The organism is Streptomyces sp. NPDC006208 (assembly GCF_040613775.1).
In the GTDB taxonomy this organism is placed as follows: domain Bacteria; phylum Actinomycetota; class Actinomycetes; order Streptomycetales; family Streptomycetaceae; genus Streptomyces.
This window is the reverse complement of record NZ_JBEXSW010000044.1, coordinates 43333-62985: the sequence shown is the minus strand read 5'-3', so window position 1 is coordinate 62985 and position 19653 is coordinate 43333. Positions and strand designations below refer to the sequence as shown.

Genomic DNA, 19653 nt, shown 5'->3' with positions numbered 1-19653 from the left:
AAACCGGGCGCCCGCGGGCAAGCGGTTCTCCTTCGACCTCACCGGCTACCGGATCGGCCCCTCACTGCCGAGGGTCACCGCCATGAAGGGGTGTGCCTCCGCGGGCGTCGGCAAGCGGGCGCCCAGGCTCCCTCGCCCCGTCGGTACGGCCCTCTTCGCGCGCCCGGCGAAGGGGGCCGTCACCCTCATACGTCTTCTTCGGATCACCGCCGGCTTACGCCGGAGGGAGAAGGAGGTGACCGCGTCGGCCGGTATTGCACTAGATCAATGATGCATTGTGTCTAGCGCGAAAGGCGCATAGGTTGTCGATCATGGTTGCCAAGACTCCCTTTCCCGTCACCCTCACCGGTCGGCACATACGCCTCGAACCCCTCGCCGAGGACCACCTCGACGACCTCTTCCTGGCAGGAGGCCAGGACGAGGACGTGTGGCGGTGGCAGGCCGGGCCCGCGCCGCAGACGCGGGACGAGCTCGCGGTGAAGCTGCGCGAGCTCCTCGACGACGCCGCGGCGGGTATGTATGTGCCGTTCGCGGTTGTGCACCTCGCCGACGGGCGCGCCGTCGGGTGGACCAGCTTCATGGACATCGACGTGTCCGACGAGCGGCTGGAGATCGGTTACACCTGGTACGGGCGCGCGTACTGGCGCACGGCCGTGAACACCGAAGCGAAGCTGCTCCTGCTCACCCATGCCTTCGAGGAACTCGGCATGGGCCGGGTGCAGTTGAAGACCGACCACATGAACCTGCGGTCGCAGGCCGCCATCACCCGGCTCGGCGCCCAGCGGGAGGGCGTGCTGCGGCGCCACCGTCGCAGGCCGGACGGAAGCTGGCGGGACTCCGTCTACTTCTCGATCCTCGCCGACGAGTGGCCCGGAGTGAGGGAGCGGCTCGGCTCCCGCATCGCGTAGCGGGGAGCGCCGGTGACCCTGCGCGCCATGTGCGAGCGGAGTGAGGGACGGCGCTGGGGCGCGCCGACCGGCTGCCAAGCCCCAGTGCCGCGACCGGACCATCGCCCGTCCTCGCCCCAAGGTGCCCGGTTGACGTGGCTCTCGTCCTCGGCAGGAGCGGCGCCCGCGTCCGGCTGTCGAGCTGACTGATCATGGGATCCTCCGGTGACGTGTCGGTCGCGCCCCGGTGCTGTGCCGTGGCACGACCGACTCTCCACCGCCTCGTCATGACCGTCCGTGTCCTCACGCGGGTGTGGGTGCTACCGGATGAATCGGGGGAGCCATTTCGCTTTGTAGTCCGGGTGCCAGGCGTACTCGGCGGCCAGTTGGCGTACGGCGAAGCCGAGTCCGACGGCACGGCCGGAGGTGTAGTCGTCGTTCGGACGGTCGGTGTCGCGGTCGGCCACTTCGGCGTACTCGCCGAGCAGGACACGGCTGGTCTCGATGCGGGCCAGCGTGCGGGCCGGGTCCTGGAGCGCGATGTGCCGGTCGTAGCCGGCTCCTCTGACCGTGAACGCGATACCGGAGATCCTGTCGTGAACCTCTCCCGGCACGTCGGCCGGGCATCGCCAGCTCGCGCCGCCGGCGTCCCGCGCGACTTGCTCCTCCTCTGTGAGCCGCGCCTCGATGAAGGCCACCATGTCTTTGTTGCCGGCCATGCGACGGTGCTTCCTCTCGTGACGTGCTGTGCAGTGACTGCCGGGTCATTGTGGGGGACCGGGTACCTGGCGAGCCAGGCCGGGCAGCGCAGTCGGCAGCCGTCGTGAACGTGGCCTCGTGCAAATGGAGACTTGTGCGCCTTTCGAGGATGGATGACATCTGGTCGCGACGATTGACACGGAGTCCGTACGAGGATCAGGCGGTGCCACCAGGGTGCGGTGATGCGAAAGGGGCTTTGACGGTGCGCGTGGAAACGGAGGCCGCCGTAGGGGAACGGCGGCCTCCGGATCAGGTGGCGGTGCGGGACGATCGGGAGCGATCAGTAGGTGAGCACGTCCGACATGTCGCTCTGCGAGTACGTCACGGCCGCGTTGTCGTCCTTGTACGTCCCTGCGGGGAGCTTCAGTTGGGTGGGTCCTTCGGCCGAACCGGTGCCGCTGCGCGGGGCCGGGGAAGCTGGAACGCTGGAACGGGGTTTGACCAGGACGAACGCCCCCGCCCTGGGATGCGTTCCCGGGACGGCGAGACGGGGGAGAGCCGCGGCGGCGAACGGGACGGACGGGTTTGCGGGGTGGCTGAGCGAGCTCAAGGATCGCTCGGGGCACAGCTGCGGGGCACTCGCCGGACAGCTGCACATGAGTACGTCCACGCTGCACCACTACTGCAGCGGCCAGCCCGTGTCCACGCAACATCCCCGGTGAAGCGGTTCGCGCGGCTGTGCGGGGCGACGCCCGGCGAACTTGTCGGAGTGCGCCGCCAGTGGATCCTGGTCGAAGAGGCCCGCAAACGCGGCCGAGCGGGCCAGGCCGCGTCTGCCGGCCGGACCGCGGCCTCGTCGGTTCGCGCCCGACCGTAGCCCAGTCGCAAACGATCTCGTCCGGAGATGCACCTGCCAACTGCGACCATCACATGGGTGCCGGTCGTCGTCTCACTCGGCCCGGTCCGAAGTTACACGCCTCGGTCGGCTTCCCGAGCTGCATGCTCCACCCGGCTCCGGTAGTTCTCCCACCACGCCGAGTCGCCCGACGCCATGCTGACGTTGCCCTTGTTCATCCCGACGGCACCGTCCATCAGTTCCCGGACGATGTCGGCGTGCCCGGCGTGCCGGTGCGTATCAGCAATCACGCGCACCACGGCATGATGCAACGTCACCTCGTCCCTGCCGTTGGGCCACCACGGCACCCTGCCGATGGTGTCCAGCGCCAGCGCGTCGATCGTCGCGTCCGCGTGCGTCCACGCCCGGCGGTAGAGCTCCACGATGTGTTCGCGTGACTCGTCGGCGGTGACCCACATATCCGCGTTGGGCTCAGCACCGTCTTCGAGCCAGGGCAGTGGCTCACCGGACGGCCGTCCGAAGGTGTCGCCGAGGTAGCCCAGTTCCACGCCGGCCACATGTTTCACGAGGCCCAGGAGGTTGGTGCCGGTCGGCGTCAGCGGACGGCGGATGTCGTACTCCGAGAGCCCCTCCAGCTTCCACAGCAGGGCATCGCGGGCGGACTGCAGGTAAAAGTGAAGGTCGGTCTTGGCATTCGATGAGGTCATGACGCCCAGTCTGCCGCTTGCGCGATCTTCTGTTCGGTGAAATGTGGTTGAGCTTCGCTGCGACAGGTCGCCGGTCCGCTGTTCAGCGCTGGGGCGAAGCCAGGACTCTACGGCCACACGACCTCGCCGCCGCGACATGGCCCATGGCCCGTAAAGGGCTTCCTCCGGTCGCAGCATGCCGTGCGGTCCAGCAGAGGACAGGAGTGCTGGAGTCACGAAGCCACAGCCTGACCAGACAGCTGACCAAGCTCTACTGGTCGTCCCGCACCCACGGGCGCAGCTTCTCCGGATTGCGGACCGCCCAGATCCGGGTGACGCGGCCGTCGGCGACATCGAACGAGGCTACGGTCATGACGACGCCGGCGCGCTGGGCCACCAGGCCTGGCACGCCGTTGACCGACCGCTCCAGGAGTTCGAGCCCCGGAGCCTTGTCGGCGATGGCGACCATGTATTGGGCGATGCGCGCACCGCCTTCGATCGGGCGCAGGACGGTACCGACCATGCCGCCGCCGTCGGCGGTCATCACGGCGGCCGGGTCGAGGAGGTCGACGAGGGCCGCGATGTCCTGGGTCTCCCATGCCTCTTTGACATGCCGCACCGCGTCGGCCTGCCCGGCCGCCGTCACCGGAGCCCGCGCGACGCGCACACGCTGCCGGGCGGAGGCCGCCAGCTGCTTGCAGGCCGCAGGGGTCCGGCCGAGGACGCCGGCGATCTCGGCGAACGGGTAACGGAAGACGTCGTGCAGGACGAACGCCACCCGCTCGGCGGGTGTCATCGACTCCAGGACGACGAGGAAGGCCATGGTCACCGATTCGTCCAGGACGATCTGGTCGGCGGGGTCGGTGCCATGGCCGTGGTCCCACTCGGCGTGGTCGGGCAGCGGATCGGGCAACCACGCGCCGACATAGCGTTCACGCCGGGCCCGCGCCGAGCCGAGCACGTCCAGGCAGATGCGGCCGGTCACCGTCGTCAGCCAGGCGCCGGGGGACAAGATCTCGTCCTGCCGACTTCGTGGCAGCGCGTACCAACGCGCGTAGGCCTCTTGTACGGCGTCCTCGGACTCGGCCAGTGAACCGAGCAACCGGTAGGCGACATTGATCAGTTGGCGCCGCTCACCGACTATCTCATCGGTGCCCGTCCCGGCCGTCCTCATGCGCCCGACCGCCTCCTCGCCTTACCTTTCGCAGGCCCGCGTCGTCGGGCTGGTGAGACCTTATCGACCTACTGCCCCCGGGCGGAAAAGGGGACCGTGGCATGGCCACCCAGGCGACGGCACAGCGCAGCACCTCGTTCCTGCAGATCGTGATCACCCTGCAGACCCTGACCATCTTCCTTCAAGCGGTCTCCGCCGGACTGCTGCTGACCTCGTCCTACGGAGAGACGCTGCACAGTGTCGGAGCCCGCGTGATGTACGGGGCGTCGATGCTGTACGTGCTCGCGGCGGTGCTGGCGTGGAAGCCTGGCGGCGGCTCGCCCCGGCCCGTCTGGCACGCGTCCGGCTTCCTTGTCCTCGCCTCCGTCCAGGTCGTGCTCGGCATCGCGCACATACCGTCGGTCCATCTCCCCCTGGGCGTCCTGATGTTCGGACTGAGCGTGCTGGCGCTGGCGCGGCGCTGAAGTCCCGATACGGGGGGCATGCCGGGATCGGCTGCGGCCTGTCCGCCGGATCGGACCGCCTCAGAACTTCCGTGCAGTCGCGACCAGGTATGACAGGTGCACCGACATCTTCCTCGGCGCCATCACTGCCGCAGCGTGGGCAATCTGGCTCCGTTCGTGATCGCGTCGTCGGTGTCCGTCGCGGCCGGCACAGCGAGCCGGCGGTGGTCGGAGAAGGGGGCGGCTGTCGGCGCAGATGTCGTTGTGGAACCAGTCCGCAACGGCCTCGAAGTGGAACCATGTGCTCTGCCTGGCGTGGTGCTCCACCTCCTCCGCGCTCGCGCCGCGCTTCGCGGCCGCCGAACCGCGGATCGGGGTCGCGGGCTTCGTGCTCGTAGGCCCGGGTCACCGTCCCGGTCGAGACCGCCATGACTATGTGTCACCCACGGCCGATGCCGGCTCGCGCACCATGAACACGTCGACCGAATTCTCGGTCTCGCGTGTGAACCCGTGTCGCTCGTACAGCCGCCGGGCCGGACTGCCCTGGAGTACGTTCAGCCGGACCAGCGTGCCATCGCGGTCGCACTGCTCCAGCAGCCCACGCAGCACGGTCGCACCGATACCGCTGCCCTGCAGGTGCGGGGCCAGGTAAAAGTGCTCCAGCCAGTGGGCGTCCTCGGCCGGCCGCAACGACACGCAGCCGACGAAGGCGCCGCCCACCTCGATCACCCATGTGTGCGCCGGCGCGAAACCGTCCCGCAGCCGCTGCCGCACCCGCCGCTCGTCGTACCGCCCGAGCCGCTCCAGATCCGCCCGCAGCACCACAGCACGCAACTCGGCCACTGCCTCGACGTCCGCCACCGAAGCCTGCCGAATTTCCCACTCCGCCATGATCTGCAGGCTACCGCGCCACGTTCGAGGTCCAAGAGATGAGGCCTGGCGCAGGGAGTGGAACCACCGCAGCACGGCCGCGGTGCCGGCCTGCTGGGAGCCCAGATGGCGAGAGCCGCCGTAGTCCGGGGGCGCGACCGCCCAATAGGCAGCCAGCTGTAGAGGTGTTCGGCGTCGGAGCAGTGCTTGGGAACCGACACCGAAGTCATTTCACATAGTTGTAGACGGTGGCGCGGGAGACGCCCAGGATGTCGGTGAGTGTCCGTACCGCGTTCTTCACGTCCAGGAAGCCCTCGTCCCGCAGGAGGCGGACGAGCTTCTTCTTCTCTGCGGAGTCCAGGCTGCGCGGCGTGTGACCTCGTCTGGCTGCGTAGTCCTCGACCATTGCACGGAGCTCCCCGGTGGTACGTGCCCGCAGGCTTTCGGTGAAGGACTGCTCCTGCTCGTCGGTGCGGACCAGGTTGTGCAGACTGCGGGCGACCGTGGCGAACAGCGAGACGTCGAGATTCAGGCACACCGCGCCGACATAGTCGCCCTTGCTGTTCCTGATCCCGATGGATGTGCTCTTGGTCGGGCGGCCGTCGGGGAACGTCCCGGCGTAGTTCTGGATGATGTTGGGATAGTGGGGGTCCTGAATGCGGGCGACGCCGAGCTCGGTGGCCGGATCGCCGACAGATCGGCCGGACAAGTTGTTCTCGATCGCGCGAATCGCGTGCTCCGGGTTCCGCAGGTCGTGCAGGACGACCTCGCACAGACCAGGGAACATGCGACCGATGGCGGTCACGATCGTCTCGGCCTCGCGCAGCAGTAGCTCGTCCTCGGTCATGCGAAGAGCCTCCCCATCGCGGCGGCTGACTTGAGACCCGAGCCGGTCAGAATGGCTACGGCTGTTTCGCCGGGTCGGATCGCTCCCGTGGCGGTGAAGACATCGATCGCGGCGGCTGCTGAAGCAGAGGTCGGCTCCGCGTACAGTCCAACTCCCGCCAGCCGTCGGGTCGCCGCGATGATGTCATCTTCCGGAACCGCCACAGTGTCCCCGCCGGACCGCCGGATCGCATCCACGACCTCTGCCAGACGGACAGGCGCCCTGATCGCCGTCCCCTCGGCGACAGTGGGCCCGAACTCCATGGCGCCGACGCCCTGGAAGGCCGCGTGAATGGGCGCGCATCGTTCAGGCTGAGCAACCAGCAGCCGGGGAAGCCGGTCGATGTGGCCGGCAGCGAGCAGCTCGCTGAACCCCAGGTCACAGCCCAATACGATGCTGCCTGCACCGGCCACCGTGACGACGACGTCCGGTGCCGTGAAGCCCAGGTCCTCCCACAGCTCGTAGGCCAGGGTCTTGGTGCCCTGGAGGAAGAAGGGATGCCAGTTGTGGCTGGCGTAGGCGGTGGTTCGTGCCTCATGTATCGCCTGCTCGGAAGTTGCCGTCCGGTCACCCGGTACCAGCGCCACCTCGGCACCGTACGCCCGGGCCTGCAGCAGCTTCGCCGGAGACGTTGCTTCCGGAACGAGGATACGAGCCCGGATACTCGCGGCCGCGCAATAGGCCGCCACCGAGGAGCCACCGTTGCCGGAGCTGTCCTCGACCACCGACTCGACCCCGGCCTGGGAGAGTAGCGAGAGCATCACGCTGCTTCCGCGGTCCTTGAAGCTGCCGCTGGGATTGAACCATTCGAGCTTGAAGTGCACGTCGTGATCGCCCCAGCGCTTTTCGACCAGCGGGGTGCACCCCTCGCCGAGGGTCACCGGCCGGCTGATGGCTCCGGGAATCGCTGCGCGGTAGCGCCACAAGGAGCGCGTGGAGATTTCGATGTCTTCCGGCCCGATGCCCGGCCGTGGCGAAACCGTCAGCGGGGCCCCGTCGTCGCCTTGCCAACGCCGTGCGTCGAGTGGATACGTCCGTCCTGAGCGCGGGTCGAGATAAACGTCCATGACCACCTTCCCGATCTGGACGAAAAGTCTAGCATTTGATTAATCGTCCACGCAGACTCCTGGCGGAAGCCCACCCGTGGTGGGTCCACCTGAGACCGGGCGCTCCAGTTGGCACTTGAGGGAGACGGGCTGTCGCAGCGGGAGCCGGTTCCGGGCCCGGCCCGGCGAGCCTCACCCGGCAACGCACAGGCGTACCACGACGCCCTCCACCGCATCGCCGGCATTGCCTCCCGCTCCGTCGGCACCTGTGCACGACGCCGCTCCTGAGGCGGGTATGGCGTCCAGCAGCGGCATGAGCCGCGTGACATCGTGACGGTTGCCGCTGGTCGGCGAGACGGCGAGAGGCGTTCCGCGCCGGTCGGTGATCAGGCGGTGCTTGGAGCTGGGCCGATCGCGGTCAACCGGCGAAGGTCCGGTGTGAGCCTCCCTTTCAAGGCCCCTCACGTGTGAGCCACCGACCGCCGCGTCGTCCAGGTCCACAAGGTTGGCCCGCCGCAGCTCCGTCAGAAGAACCGCGTGCAGGCGGGGGTCAGACGCCTGCTTCAGCCCAGTCCCGCAGGGCAGCCCGATCGTCCACCGGCAACCGCCCCGGGGGATCGCCGGTGCCGGGGTGGACGGGGCGGCAGCAGCGGAGCGACACGTTCCCACAGCTCATCAGGAACAAGATCATCCGACACCCGCAGAACTCCGCCGTCGCCAACCTCAACCGCCAAGCCCTGCATTCAACTCATTCCGAAATGATCAGTTAGCCGAATGAGTTGGCTTCTCACTCTCAGGATGAGTCTCCGTAGCGGGTGGCAATCGCGGCGGCGCGGTTGCGTAGGGAGGTGCGCAACGACTGCGGGGCCAGGGCTTCCGCGTCCGTGCTGAGCTGCCACAGCGCCCATTCGGCGTGTCGGGAATCTTGGAAGGTCACCTCCAGCCGCAGCCAGCCGTCTGTGTCCGGTTCTTCCGCGCGGACGGCCAGCGCGGTGTCCAGCAGGTCCTCCCGCCGCGCCGGGTTCACCCGTACCCGCACGGTGATGTGGTCGCCGCTGGAGAGAAACTGCGCGGAGCGTTCCCGCCAGATCCGATCCAGATCCACCCGGTTCGGTCGCTGTGCCGTTTCGGGGAGTTCCTCGGCGGCCAACACCCGCGACAGCCGGTAGGTGCGGTCCGTGCCGGCTCTCGTGGCCAGCAAGTAGCCCCGGTCGCGTACGGTGACCAGGCCGATCGGGTCCACCGTGCGCCACTGTGGTGTCTGGCCTGTGGCCGCGTAGTGGATGCGCAGCTTGTGTCCGGCGAGCACCGCGCGCCGGACCTCGATCATTGTGGTGTCGGGTACCTCCTCGGTGACCAGCCGGCGTGAGAGCAGGTCGGTCTCCGGGTCGACGAGAAATCGCTGGGCCGCGTCGCTCGCGGTGGCCCGGTGGCCTTCGGGCAGCGCGTCGACCACCTTCCGCATGGCCGAAGCGAGCGCCGAGCCGAGGCCGAATACCTGCTCGCCGCGCCCCGATCCGGCGGTCAGCAAGGCAAGGGCCTCGTCGTGGTTCAGACCGGTGAGCTCGGTCCGGAAACCGGGCGACAACGCGAAACCGCCGTGCCTGCCGCGTTCGGCGTAGACAGGGACGCCGGCCGTGGACAGCGCCTCGATGTCGCGCAGCACGGTGCGGGTGGATACCTCCAGCTCGCGGGCCAGCGTGTCCGCAGTCAGCCGACCGCGCTGGCGCAGCAGTAGCACCAGTGAGACCAACCGGTCGGCGCGCATTCGAGAACTTTAACGGAATACATGACTGAGGGTGTCGTGATTTGTTGGGAGGCTCGTTGACGCGACGTCAAAGCCGGCGGCTACCGAGCCGATGGACGTACGTACCCCCGATGAATCGAATGGAGCTGATGTGGCAGTGGAACGAACGGCGGTCAACCCGGTGACGTGGTCGCAGGAGATGGGATTCAATCAGGGTGAGGTCGTCTCCGGGCACACACGGACCCTGTACATCTCGGGGCAGACCGCGATGAGCGGCGACGGCAAGCCCCAGCATGACGGTGACATTGCGGCACAGTTGACGCTGAGCATCGACAACCTGGAGGCGGTGCTCGGCGAGGCCGGCATGTCTCTCGCGGACCTCGTCCGGCTCAACGTCTACACGACCGAGGTCGATCTGCTTTTCCAGCACTACGGCGTGCTGGCGGCGCGGTTGGGTGCCGCCGGGGTGGCGCCGACCACCACGATGCTCGGCGTGACGCGGCTGGCGATCCCCGGCCAGATGGTCGAGCTTGAGGGGACCGCCGTCGCGTGATGCGACCTCGCCGCCCCTGCTACTCGTGCCGGTTGAACCGGCACGAGTAGCAGGCGGATGGGTGATGACCTGTGCTCAGAATGGTGACAATCGGCGTCTATGGCCTCGACGGCGAGTCCTTCCATCCCTCCTCGCCGCCGCTGCTGATCCTCCACGGCGTCGATCCCAACACCGCCTGGGCCCAACAACCTGTACCGCAGGGCCGTACACGGCATCACCGGCCACACCGGCCACCGTCCTGGTCCTTTTGCCGGGCGGTGGTCAGCCTGCCGAGGCGCCGGAGGTGAACGTGACGGGGAGCTGCAGCGGGCCGCGCAGTCCGCCGGGCCGCCACCTCAGCTCGTTCGGCGGCACGGCCAGGGCCAGGTCGGGAAGGCGGCGCAGCACCGTCCCGATGGCGATCTGCCCCTCCAGCCGGGCGAGTGGCGCGCCCAGGCAGTAGTGGATGCCGTGCCCGAACGCCAGGTGGCCGTTGTCACGCCGGGTGACGTCCAGCCGGTCGGGGTCGGGGAACCGTGCCGGATCGCGGTCGGCGATGGCGGACGCGATCAGCACGGTCGCGCCACGCGGGACGGTCACGCCCGCGATCTTGACGTCCTCCCGCGCGAAACGGGCGATGCCCGGGCTGACCGGGCCGTCGTAGCGGAGGAACTCCTCGACCGCGCCCGGCAGCAGCTCGGGATCGTCCCGCAGCAGCTCCAGTTGGTCGGGGTGAGCGAGAAGCGCGGCGATGCCGCCGCCGATCAGGTTGACCGTCGTGATGTACCCGGCCACGAGCAGCAGGAAGGTCATGGCGATCAGCTCGTCCTCGTTCAGCCGCTGCTTCTCGTCGCGGGCGCTGATCAGCGCGCTGAGGAGATCGTCTCCGGGCCGGGCGCGCTTGGCATCCAGGAGCTTCGTCACGTACGCACGCATCCGCTGCCATGCCTCGTTCACAACGGCCGGGTCCGGCATCTTCTCCCCGCGCATGAGCATGTCGTCGGTCCACCGCTGGAAGTCGTACCGGTCGTCCACCGGCACGCCGAGCAGCTCGCTGATCACGGTGACCGGGAGGGGCAGTGCGAAGTCCGCGACGAGTTCGGCGCGGCCGGCCGGCACGACCGCGTCGAGCAGCCGGTCGGTGATCCCCTGGATACGGGGCCGCAGCTCGGCGACCCTGCGCGCGGTGAACGCCTTCGAGACCAGGCGGCGCAGCCGGGTGTGGTCGGGCGGGTCGGAGCGCAGCATGTTGCTCATCATCGACTCGCGCTCGAACTCGGGCAGTTGCTCCATGAGTCGGGGGTCCGAGGCGTCCCGGACGTCGCTGCTCAGCCTCGGGTCGGACAGGGCGGCGAGCCCGTCCTCGTAGCGTGTGACCAGCCAGGCGTCCAGACCGCCCGCGATGACGGCGCGCCGGACCGGGCCGTCCTCGCGCAGCTGCCGGTAGAGCGGGAAGGGATCGGCCACGAAGCCTGCGTCGGCGTAGGGGAGAAGGACCGGCTGCTGGCTCATCATGCCTCCCGAGGCACGTAGCGACCATGTGCTGGGTTTTGCTGTCACTTGAGGGTATATGCCCCAATATGACTGATTCGTGGCGCCAGTGAAGGGAGGAGCGCGATGGACGCGAAGGACGCCATGGTGGCGGGGGAGCGGACCACGTGCTGTGTGGTGGGCGGCGGCCCCGCCGGAATGGTCCTCGCCCTGCTCCTGGCCCGGGCAGGGGTGGAGGTGACAGTCCTGGAGAAGCACGGCGACTTCCTGCGCGACTTCCGCGGCGACACTGTGCATCCGAGCACGCTCGCGCTTCTGGAGGATCTCGGCCTCGGTGAGCGGTTCGCCCGGCTGCCGCAGCGCCGGGTCACGACGATCCAGCTGCCTCTCGGCCCAGATCGCTCACTGGTGACTGTCGGAGACATCGGCGCACTGCGGGGCCGGTACAACTACATCGCGCTGGTGCCGCAGTGGGACCTGCTCGACCTCCTCGCCGACGAGGCCCGGCGGGAGCCGGCCTTCTCCCTGCGCACGAGCACCGAGGCGACCTCCTTCCTCATGGAACGGGGACGTGTCACCGGGGTGTCCTACCGGACGTCCGACGGCCGCACCGGCGAGCTGCGGGCCACCCTCACGGTGGCCTGTGACGGCCGGGGATCGCTGGTTCGCTCGCTGCCCGGCCTGGGGCTGCGGAGGTTCCGCTGCCCGATGGACGCCTGGTGGTTCCGGCTGCCGAGGCGCGACGACGATCCGCACGGACTCGTGGGAGGCGTCGGAGACCGGTTCCTCAGCGCCATGATCGACCGTGGGGACTACTGGCAGTGCGCCGCGCTGATCCCCAAGGGCAGTGACGCCCAGCTCCGCGCGGCCGGTCTCGACCGGTTCAGGGACGTGTACGGGGACGCCGTCCCGTGGATCGCGGACCGGATGCACACCCTCGCGTCGTGGGACGAGGTGAAGCTGCTCGATGTACGGCTCGACCGGCTCCGGCGCTGGCACCGGCCAGGACTGCTGTGCATCGGCGACGCGGCGCACGCCATGTCTCCGGTCTTCGGTATCGGCATCAACCTCGCCGTCCAGGACGCCGTGGCTGCCGCCCGCCACCTCGTCGGACCGCTGGGGGACGACGCGGTCGGCCTGCCGGCGGCTGTACGCCGCGTCCAACGCCGCCGCCTGCCGACCACAGTCGCAACCCAGGGCCTCCAGCGCGTCGCCCACACCCACGTCATCGAACCACTACTGCTGGGCCGGCCTCCCTTCGGCGACCCCAAGCGCGCCAAGCGCCTGGCCGAGCTGGTCACCACCTCGCGCTGGCTGAACCGGGTGCCGGCGTACTTCCTGGCCTACGGGGCACTGCGTGAACGCCCGCCGGCGGCGTCCGTGCGCCAGGCAGTGACGAGCTGAGCCCGGCGAGGACGCGCCGTACGTGCAACCGGCCGGATACTCGGAGAGGAGGCCGTCGGGCGAGTCCGTTGCCGCGCTCACGCACAAGGTCGCCCTGGACGACACATGGCGCCGGGCAAGGTTCTCGGACGTGCAGGCGGTGCTGGTCGAGCCGGTGCCGAGCGACACGTCGGTGGTCCGGGACTCTCCGCAGCAGACACTGCCGCAGGACAGGGCTTGGCGCCTGAGGGCACTGTTCGCGCAGGTGCCGGTGGGACCGCCTCGACGACCAGCTCGGCGCCAGCGGTTCCGGCTTGCTGGGCCGCTGCGGTGCCGGGGTGTCTCAGGAGGCGGACACCCTGTCCGGGTCCGGCGCGATGATGCGTGACACGGCCTCCACCACGGTGGCGCGGTGCCCGTGTCTGCGCTCTTCCTTCCAGGCCGAGCCGTCCGCGTCGGTGGCGGGCCCGCCGGGGGCCGCGAACCAGGCCTGGGCCAGGGCGAGCACGAGGGTGAGTACGTCGGAGGGGTTCAAGCCCGGGTCGATGCGCCCCCCGAGCTGAGCCTCGGCAACTTTCGCGATCTTGCGCCGATACGCCTCTGCGCCGTCGGCCGTGGAACCCGGGCGCTCGAGCTGCTTCCAGGCGACGAGCCGCATCAGGGCGGGTCGCTCCGTCAGATGATCGAAGATCGCTCCGGCGTAGCCGGGGAGATCCGCGGCGTCGAAGGGCACCGACTCCGCGCCCAGCTCCATGGCGTGCTGCAGCACCAGGTCGAAGAGCTGTTCCTTGTTGCCGAAGTAGACGTAGATGAGGCGCTTGTTCGCCCCGGCGGCCTCGGCGATGCGGTCGACCCGGGCTCCGGCGATGCCGTACTCGGCGAACTCGGTGAAGGCTGCGTCGAGGAGGCGTGCCTTGGTCGCGCTGGAGTCCCGTGCCATGAGGGGCAGCCTACAGGTAACTATCCAGTTATTGACATCCGGACCTGGCTTCATCCATGCTGGAACTAACGAGTTAGTTACTTACTGAGGAGAGCGACATGATGGAGCTGCGCCCCCTGGGGTCCCAGGGTCTGGTCGTCGGGGCCGAGGGTCTCGGTTGCATGGGGATGAGTGCCTTCTACGGCGCGACCGACGAAGCCGAGTCGCTGGCCACGATCGACCGCGCGCTGGAACTCGGCATCACGATGCTGGACACCGCCGAGGGGTACGGGCCCTTCGTCAACGAGCGGCTGATCGGCAAGGCGCTCGCCGGGCGCCGGGAGAAGGCCGTGATCGCCACCAAGACGGGCATCGAGTTCACCGACGACGGCTCCATGGTCGGCCACAACGGGCGGCGGGAATACATCCACCAGGCCGCGGACCGCTCCTTGCGCAACCTCGGCACGGACTACATCGACCTGTACTACCTGCACCGCGTGGACCCGGCCGTGCCCATCGAGGAGAGTGTCGGGGCCATGGCGGAGCTCGTCACCGCCGGCAAGGTCCGCTACCTCGGGATCAGCGAAGCGGCTGCCGCCACCATCCGGCGTGCTCACGCAATCCATCCGCTGACCGCGGTGCAGACCGAGTACTCCCTCTTCGAGAGGGGCATCGAGAGTGACGGTGTGCAGGCCACGCTGACGGAACTCGGCATCGGTCTCGTCGCCTACTCGCCGCTCGGCCGCGGCTTCCTGTCCGGCGCCATCACCAGCCCCGGCGACTTTGCCGCCGACGACTTCCGTCGCACCGACCCGCGCTTCCAGGGTGAGAACTTCACCCGCAACCTCGCCGTCGTCGACGAGGTCGCGCGGCTGGCCGAGGAGAAGTCCGTCACGCCCTCCCAGCTGGCACTGGCCTGGGTGCTGCGCACGGGTGCGGTTCCGATCCCCGGCACCAAGCGCCGCCGCTACCTGGAGGAGAACGCCGCGGCCCTGTCCGTGACGTTCACCGCCGAGGACATCGCGGCCATCGAGGCCGTGGCGCCGCGCGGTGTCGCCTCCGGTGACCGCTATGCGCCCGAGCTCATGCAGTCGCTCAACGGGTGACCGCTCTGGGATCGGGTCACGAGTGTGATCGGTCAACGCGATGAGTACCACGGTGCTGCGGTAGGCGTTACCAGCCCCAGCAGTTGTGGCCGGCCCGCATGATTCACGAACGCGCCCACGATGGGCCATAGGCGTCAGCAAGCTGACGCATGGAAACCACTGATCAACCATGGCCGGGGTTGTACGAGGCCCGGTTGGTCCTGTGGTCGGCCAACGGCCGGAGTGGTGGCCGCCCGTCGACCACGACGGTGCCCACCGGACAGGCTGGGCCATCGCGACGCGGCTCTCAGGCCTCCACGCCGCACCGTCGCGCGATCGCCTCGAGGCGTTCCAGTTCGCGTCGCGCCGCGGTCAGGTGGGCAAGGTCGAGGGCCATCCCGGCGCGGGCGATGATGTAGAGGATGTCCTGGCGGGTGGCCGCGTCGAGGCCAGGGGCGGCCTGGACGCGGCGGCCCGTGACGCGCAGGGAGACAGCGATGTGATCGAGACGGTCCCGCAGGCCCAGAGGGAGCACCTGCGGCAGTGCGTCTTTGGCGTAGTCGCGCACTTGCCGGTCCGCCTCGCAGGGTCGGGGCGGCGAGGGGGCCCAGGGAAGGCCGGCTTCCCGGGCGTCCTCGTACATCTCCGCCACCAAGTCGCGTGCGGTGGCGGAATCGCCCTGGGCGACGGCCGCGCGGGCCGACTCCAACATGGAGCGCAGTCGGGCACGAGTCTGGGGGTCCTCGCCCGTTCGGGCGTCCAGATAGCCGGACCACACGTCGAACGACTTGCTCAACTCGGCGTCCAGCATGACGTTGTACGCGTCCGGCACTCCGCCGCCCTTCCCATCGGGCCGTCCGGCGCGGACGGCAGCGGTACACAATAGGACGGGTGGTGGGCGCGCTGCCCACGATTTTCTCGGGCCGGCTCAGCTGATGGGGGTCCCGGTGCCTTTCCCGCCCATGCGCGGGTCACCCGGGCCGAGAGGAAGGCCGGTGGCCTTCCGTATTGAGCCGGGAGTGCCTTTGCAGGCGCGGCAGGACTGGATCGACTACACCTCCGCGTCAGTGCAGGATGTGTAGCCGCCGTCGGCGACGCCAGGGATACCGGTTCACCGGTGCGGCAGGCCCGCGCCACGTGAAACCATCGAGAGGAAGGAGCAGTCCAGGGATGAGCGGACCGCTGTTGCACCGGATGTTTCCCCCGCTGGTCACCTCGCTGCCGCACCTCTCGCTCGGCGACCGGCCGACGCCCGTACGCGAGCTGACCGGGATGGCGGACGGGGTAGAGCTGTGGTGCAAGGACGAGAGCGGATTCGGCTCCGGCGGGTGGGGCGGCAACAAGATCCGTAAGCTCGAGTGGATCCTTCCCGACGTGCGGCGCCGTGGGAAGCGCACGATCCTGACGGTGGGCGGTCTCGGTACGAACTGGGGCCTGGCCACCGCCCTTTACGCTCGCGAGCAGGGTCTGTCCACCGTCCTCGCGCTGATCGACCAGCCCGTCAACGACCACGTTCGGGCGCACTTGGAGCGGCTGCGGCGGTCCGGCGCCACCCTGCACTTCACCCGGACGAAGGCCCGGACCGTCGCTGCCGCACCGTGGCTCTTCCTCCGCCATACCGCGGGGCGGCGGCTGCCGTACTTCCTGCCGGCGGGCGGCTCCGCGCCGATCGGCACGCTCGGCTACGTCGAGGTGGCCCTGGAGCTTGCGGCACAGGTCGCGGACGGAGCCCTGCCGGAGCCCTCGCACGTGGTCACCGCCGTCGGCTCAGGGGGTACCGCCGCAGGGCTGGCTCTTGGCCTCCGGCTGGCCGGGCTGCGCACCCGTGTCGTGGGCGTGGTCGTCAACGACACGCTGCGGCTGGATGACAAGGCCGTGGTCGCGCTGGCCGACCGGACGGCAGGGCTGCTGCGCGGGCGAGGCGCGGACCTTCCTCGGATCCGGATCGTGCCGGACGAGGTGACGATGGTGCGGGACTGGCTGGGACCGGGCTATGGTCACGCCACACCGGAGGGCGACAGGGCGCAGCGCCTTGCCTCGGAAAGCGGGCTGATGGAGCTCGATCCGGTGTACACGGGGAAGGCGTTGGCCGCCCTGCTCGCCATGGCGGCCGACGGCCGTCTGGGCACCGGGCCTCTTTTGTTCCTCCACACCCATGGACCCCGGGACGCCTTCTGAGCTTCAGGGTGGTCAGCCGTGGGCAGACGTCACCGATGCCGTAGAGCGGTCGGCCCCCCATCGGCCGTCCGGCACACAGCCGTTGAGCGGTGCGTGATCGGTTGTGGCTGCCGTTAAGACGGGCAGGGAAAGCGTGCCAGGCGCAACCGTGGCTGCCGCGGAGCGACCCACAGGCCGCACACGGACCCACGTTCGCCATGACCGTCGGCGGCCGCGGCGTATCGTCACGCGCGGCCGTCGTATCGCGCTCCGCCTGGCGACCTGGCGGAGGCCGTACAGATGCTGCGCCGCTTCACCCGCAGCGGTCCCAAGCACCCCACCTACCAGGCGCTCGAAGAACTCGGCCGGGCCGTGCGCACGATCTTCGCATGCGACTACCTGGCAGCGTTGACCTGCGCGGTGAGATCCCTGGCGGGCTCCAGATCGTGGGGAACTGGAGCAGCGCGAACACCGTGCTGCACTACGGCAAGGACGGCGCCCTGACCGGCCCGGACAAGGAGCACGCCACCGAGGCCCAGCGAGCCGGACAGACCGTTGCCGACCGGGGGACCAGGTCTTCCGCGTTTCGATCTTTGGTCCCGGTGGTGAGTCACGGGAGGAAGGGGGGCTCCGTCCCCATCAACCTGAACCAGTCACCGTCGAGGACCTGCCGCTTCCAGGCGTCGGCCTCGTCCTCCGAGACCTGGTACTTCTTGGCGACCTCGGCGCTCGTCACGTCCCCGTACTGCATGACCATCACGATGCGCACCTTGTCCGCCACCGAGAATTCTCCCTTCGGCTTGTCCGGCAGATCGCTGAACCGGAGACAGCCGCCCGTGCCGCCGTCACCGCCCCGGCCGCCGGTACCACCGAGGAAGCCGTCACCGCCCCGGCCACCGTCGCCGCCACGGCCACCGATCCCGGACTTGCCGGGCTTTCCGGGCTCCCCTGGCTCACCGAGCAGGCCGCCCGTGCCGCCGTCACCGCCCCGGCCGCCGGTACCACCGAAGAAGGCGTCACCGCCGCGACCGCCGTCGCCGCCACGGCCACCGATCCCCGGCTTGCCGGGCTCACCGGGCTCCCCCGGCTCACCGAGCAGGCCGCCACGGCCGCCGTCACCGCCACGGCAGCCGTCCGAACTCTCGCCGACGCGGTTGTCGGCACTGGCGGGCTGGTCTCTGCCTGCATTGCTCTGCGCCGGTGCGGCGCATGCGGTGCCGACGGCGAGGGCCGCTGCGGCCGCCGCCAGGATGATTGGACGCTGCCAACGATTTCTGGACATGGGGACTCCGTTCCACGACATGGATGTTCGCCTGTAGGTGCTGTGTGCCAGGACGCCGTGTGCGACGGCCGGGCGGCCTTACGCGTTGGCCGATTCGGCGGGGGCACGGGGGAGGTCGTGAAGACCTCCCCCGTGCCGGGTGGGCCGGCGACGGCCCGGACGTGGACTGTCCGGGCCGTCGCCGGGTGACGGTCAGAAGAAGCCGTTTCCACCCGGGCCGCCCTTACCGCCGAAGAAGCCGTCTCCGCCCGGGCCGCCCTTACCGCCGAAGAAGCCGTCTCCGCCCGGGCCGCCGATGCCGCCGAAGAAGCCGTCTCCGCCCGGGCCGCCGATGCCGCCGAAGATGCCGTCTCCGCCCGGGCCACCGATGCCGCCGAAGAAGCCGTCACCGCCACGGCCACCGGTGCCGCCGAAGATGCCGTCTCCGCCCGGGCCACCGGTGCCGCCGAAGAAGCCGTCTCCGCCACGGCCACCCTCACCGGTCTGGATGCCGGCTCGGTGGTCGGCGAGGCTCACCACCGGCGCAGTGGGCTTCGGGGCCGCCATCGCGGTAGCGGGAAAGATGACGCCTCCACCGATCACGGCGGCCGAGGCGAGAACCGTCGCAAGGCGAAAACGCCGGCGATTCGGGCGACCATAGTCGTTGGTGTGAATATTACGGGTCATGGGTCTTTCTCCTTGATTCAGGGGATTCTTGAATGTTCCTACGAATTAGGGGCGGCTAATCGGTTTCCATCGGGATGAACCGGTGGTTCGGTGAGAGGGATTCCTGTGAGGAATTCCGACCCGTCCTGCTGCCGCGTTTCCTTTTCCGTGAGGACACTTCCAGTAGGCCTGAGCGGCGCACTGGAGTCACGTCCCGGAAAATCGGGGCTTGACCATGCCGCGGGTGTCAGGTAAAAGCCCGATAAGAAAGCACCGACCCAGGGCCCGCGCAGGGAGCCGGGTCGGCCGATGCCCGAGTTGTCGGCTTCCGCGTGGCATGCCACCCAAGGTGGGGCATGTCCGCCGAGCCCCAACGCCCGCCCGTGGTGGTGGACTTCAGGTCGCCCTCTCGGAAATGGGGCTGCCCTGACACATCATCAACTTTGCCGAGGATGTTGACGCGGCCGGCGTGCCCGGCGCGATCGGACGCCGCGGGCAGGGGGCGGACAACGGGCGACCGTGCGAACACAGCTTGCGTTCGGCCACACCACCGTCAGCACGATGCCGCCCGCCGTTTGCAGACAGCAGCCTTGGGACTGAGATCCTCGTCGGGGGCACGTGAGGGTGAGGGACTGCCAGGCCCCTCTTCTTCAAGTAAGGCAGCTTCGCCCGCTGCTCGACCGGCAGCGGGGCCAAGATGCCCTGCATCGCCTCGGCGGGGAGTCGGCGAGGCCACGGGTGATCTGTTGCAGGGACAGCGATGACCCTTCACGCCGTCATTCGTCCTCGGCACGCCGGCCGGTCACTCTGGTGCGAGCCGCACGGAAGTACTCGTGCCAGTTGTTTCTGCGGCCCCGGACCCAGC

At 69.2% G+C, this 19653-nt stretch carries 20 protein-coding genes and 2 pseudogenes; 8 read left to right on the top strand and 14 right to left on the bottom strand.

Annotated elements, in window-relative coordinates; all coding sequences use genetic code 11:
- The first annotated feature begins 311 nt into the window (after positions 1-311).
- On the top strand, positions 312-908 hold the full coding sequence (locus ABZ208_RS30225) for a GNAT family protein (protein ID WP_356912627.1): 597 nt from the start codon (positions 312-314) through the stop codon (positions 906-908).
- Positions 909-1207: 299 nt separating this feature from the next.
- Here the strand turns inward: ABZ208_RS30225 and ABZ208_RS30220 are convergent, their stop codons facing one another.
- The 4 genes from ABZ208_RS30220 to sigJ form a co-directional block, all read right to left on the bottom strand.
- A complete protein-coding gene (locus ABZ208_RS30220; RefSeq protein WP_328404791.1) occupies positions 1208-1606 on the bottom strand; it encodes a DUF6221 family protein in 399 nt (132 codons plus the stop codon).
- A 320-nt stretch (positions 1607-1926) separates the two neighbouring features.
- Positions 1927-2196, bottom strand: a complete 270-nt coding sequence (locus ABZ208_RS30215; RefSeq protein WP_356912626.1) for a hypothetical protein — start codon at positions 2194-2196, stop codon at positions 1927-1929.
- Between the two features lie 359 nt (positions 2197-2555).
- Positions 2556-3149 carry a DinB family protein gene (locus ABZ208_RS30210; protein WP_356912625.1) on the bottom strand — a complete coding sequence of 198 codons (594 nt, stop codon included), beginning with the start codon at positions 3147-3149 and terminating at the stop codon, positions 2556-2558.
- A gap of 250 nt (positions 3150-3399) precedes the next feature.
- A complete protein-coding gene (sigJ, locus tag ABZ208_RS30205; RefSeq protein ID WP_356912623.1) occupies positions 3400-4302 on the bottom strand; it encodes an RNA polymerase sigma factor SigJ in 903 nt (300 codons plus the stop codon).
- Between the two features lie 101 nt (positions 4303-4403).
- Between sigJ and ABZ208_RS30200 the strand changes: the two genes are divergently transcribed.
- Together ABZ208_RS30200 and ABZ208_RS30195 are read left to right on the top strand one after the other, a co-directional pair.
- Positions 4404-4766 carry a hypothetical protein gene (locus ABZ208_RS30200; RefSeq protein ID WP_356912622.1) on the top strand — a complete coding sequence of 121 codons (363 nt, stop codon included), beginning with the start codon at positions 4404-4406 and terminating at the stop codon, positions 4764-4766.
- Between the two features lie 61 nt (positions 4767-4827).
- A pseudogene (locus ABZ208_RS30195) lies at positions 4828-4926 on the top strand (IS5/IS1182 family transposase); the annotation flags it as partial.
- Between the two features lie 251 nt (positions 4927-5177).
- Here the strand turns inward: ABZ208_RS30195 and ABZ208_RS30190 are convergent.
- From ABZ208_RS30190 to ABZ208_RS30170, 5 genes and pseudogenes are all read right to left on the bottom strand, one after another.
- Positions 5178-5636 carry a GNAT family N-acetyltransferase gene (locus ABZ208_RS30190; RefSeq protein WP_356912620.1) on the bottom strand — a complete coding sequence of 153 codons (459 nt, stop codon included), beginning with the start codon at positions 5634-5636 and terminating at the stop codon, positions 5178-5180.
- 205 nt (positions 5637-5841) lie between these two features.
- Entirely contained in the window at positions 5842-6462 is a 621-nt protein-coding gene (locus tag ABZ208_RS30185; RefSeq protein WP_356912619.1) for a PAS domain-containing protein, read from the bottom strand.
- A complete protein-coding gene (locus ABZ208_RS30180) occupies positions 6459-7568 on the bottom strand; it encodes a threonine synthase (RefSeq protein WP_356912618.1) in 1110 nt (369 codons plus the stop codon). The genes ABZ208_RS30185 and ABZ208_RS30180 overlap by 4 nt, the downstream gene beginning before the upstream one ends.
- Before the next feature lie 270 nt (positions 7569-7838).
- Positions 7839-8245: pseudogene (locus ABZ208_RS30175) on the bottom strand (IS5/IS1182 family transposase); the annotation flags it as partial.
- 95 nt (positions 8246-8340) lie between these two features.
- Entirely contained in the window at positions 8341-9315 is a 975-nt protein-coding gene (locus tag ABZ208_RS30170) for a WYL domain-containing protein (RefSeq protein ID WP_356912617.1), read from the bottom strand.
- 136 nt (positions 9316-9451) lie between these two features.
- Here ABZ208_RS30170 and ABZ208_RS30165 point away from each other — a divergent pair, with 136 nt between their 5' ends.
- Entirely contained in the window at positions 9452-9847 is a 396-nt protein-coding gene (locus ABZ208_RS30165; RefSeq protein ID WP_356912637.1) for a RidA family protein, read from the top strand.
- Between the two features lie 261 nt (positions 9848-10108).
- Here the strand turns inward: ABZ208_RS30165 and ABZ208_RS30160 are convergent, their stop codons facing one another.
- The gene (locus tag ABZ208_RS30160) at positions 10109-11338 is read right to left on the bottom strand and encodes a cytochrome P450 (protein WP_356912616.1); all 1230 of its coding nucleotides are present in this window, start codon (positions 11336-11338) and stop codon (positions 10109-10111) included.
- Positions 11339-11443: 105 nt separating this feature from the next.
- On the opposite strand from ABZ208_RS30160, the gene ABZ208_RS30155 reads away from it, so the two are divergent.
- Positions 11444-12721: an FAD-dependent oxidoreductase gene (locus tag ABZ208_RS30155; protein ID WP_356912615.1), complete on the top strand. Its 1278-nt coding sequence runs from the start codon at positions 11444-11446 to the stop codon at positions 12719-12721.
- A 322-nt stretch (positions 12722-13043) separates the two neighbouring features.
- Here the strand turns inward: ABZ208_RS30155 and ABZ208_RS30150 are convergent, their stop codons facing one another.
- Positions 13044-13640, bottom strand: coding sequence for a TetR family transcriptional regulator (locus tag ABZ208_RS30150; RefSeq protein ID WP_356912614.1), 597 nt, complete (start codon positions 13638-13640; stop codon positions 13044-13046).
- A 101-nt stretch (positions 13641-13741) separates the two neighbouring features.
- On the opposite strand from ABZ208_RS30150, the gene ABZ208_RS30145 reads away from it, so the two are divergent.
- On the top strand, positions 13742-14725 hold the full coding sequence (locus ABZ208_RS30145; RefSeq protein ID WP_356912636.1) for an aldo/keto reductase: 984 nt from the start codon (positions 13742-13744) through the stop codon (positions 14723-14725).
- A 286-nt stretch (positions 14726-15011) separates the two neighbouring features.
- Here the strand turns inward: ABZ208_RS30145 and ABZ208_RS30140 are convergent, their stop codons facing one another.
- Complete coding sequence (locus ABZ208_RS30140) at positions 15012-15536, bottom strand: hypothetical protein (protein WP_356912613.1); 525 nt, start codon at positions 15534-15536, stop codon at positions 15012-15014.
- Between the two features lie 338 nt (positions 15537-15874).
- On the opposite strand from ABZ208_RS30140, the gene ABZ208_RS30135 reads away from it, so the two are divergent.
- Together ABZ208_RS30135 and ABZ208_RS30130 are read left to right on the top strand one after the other, a co-directional pair.
- Complete coding sequence (locus tag ABZ208_RS30135; RefSeq protein ID WP_356912612.1) at positions 15875-16882, top strand: pyridoxal-phosphate dependent enzyme; 1008 nt, start codon at positions 15875-15877, stop codon at positions 16880-16882.
- A 279-nt stretch (positions 16883-17161) separates the two neighbouring features.
- Positions 17162-17365 (top strand): Tn3 family transposase, encoded by a 204-nt coding sequence (locus tag ABZ208_RS30130; protein ID WP_356912611.1) that lies wholly within the window; start codon positions 17162-17164, stop codon positions 17363-17365.
- 106 nt (positions 17366-17471) lie between these two features.
- Here the strand turns inward: ABZ208_RS30130 and ABZ208_RS30125 are convergent, their stop codons facing one another.
- A complete protein-coding gene (locus ABZ208_RS30125; RefSeq protein WP_356912610.1) occupies positions 17472-18143 on the bottom strand; it encodes a DUF1153 domain-containing protein in 672 nt (223 codons plus the stop codon).
- A gap of 192 nt (positions 18144-18335) precedes the next feature.
- Entirely contained in the window at positions 18336-18809 is a 474-nt protein-coding gene (locus tag ABZ208_RS30120; RefSeq protein ID WP_356912609.1) for a hypothetical protein, read from the bottom strand.
- Positions 18810-19653 lie beyond the last annotated feature (844 nt).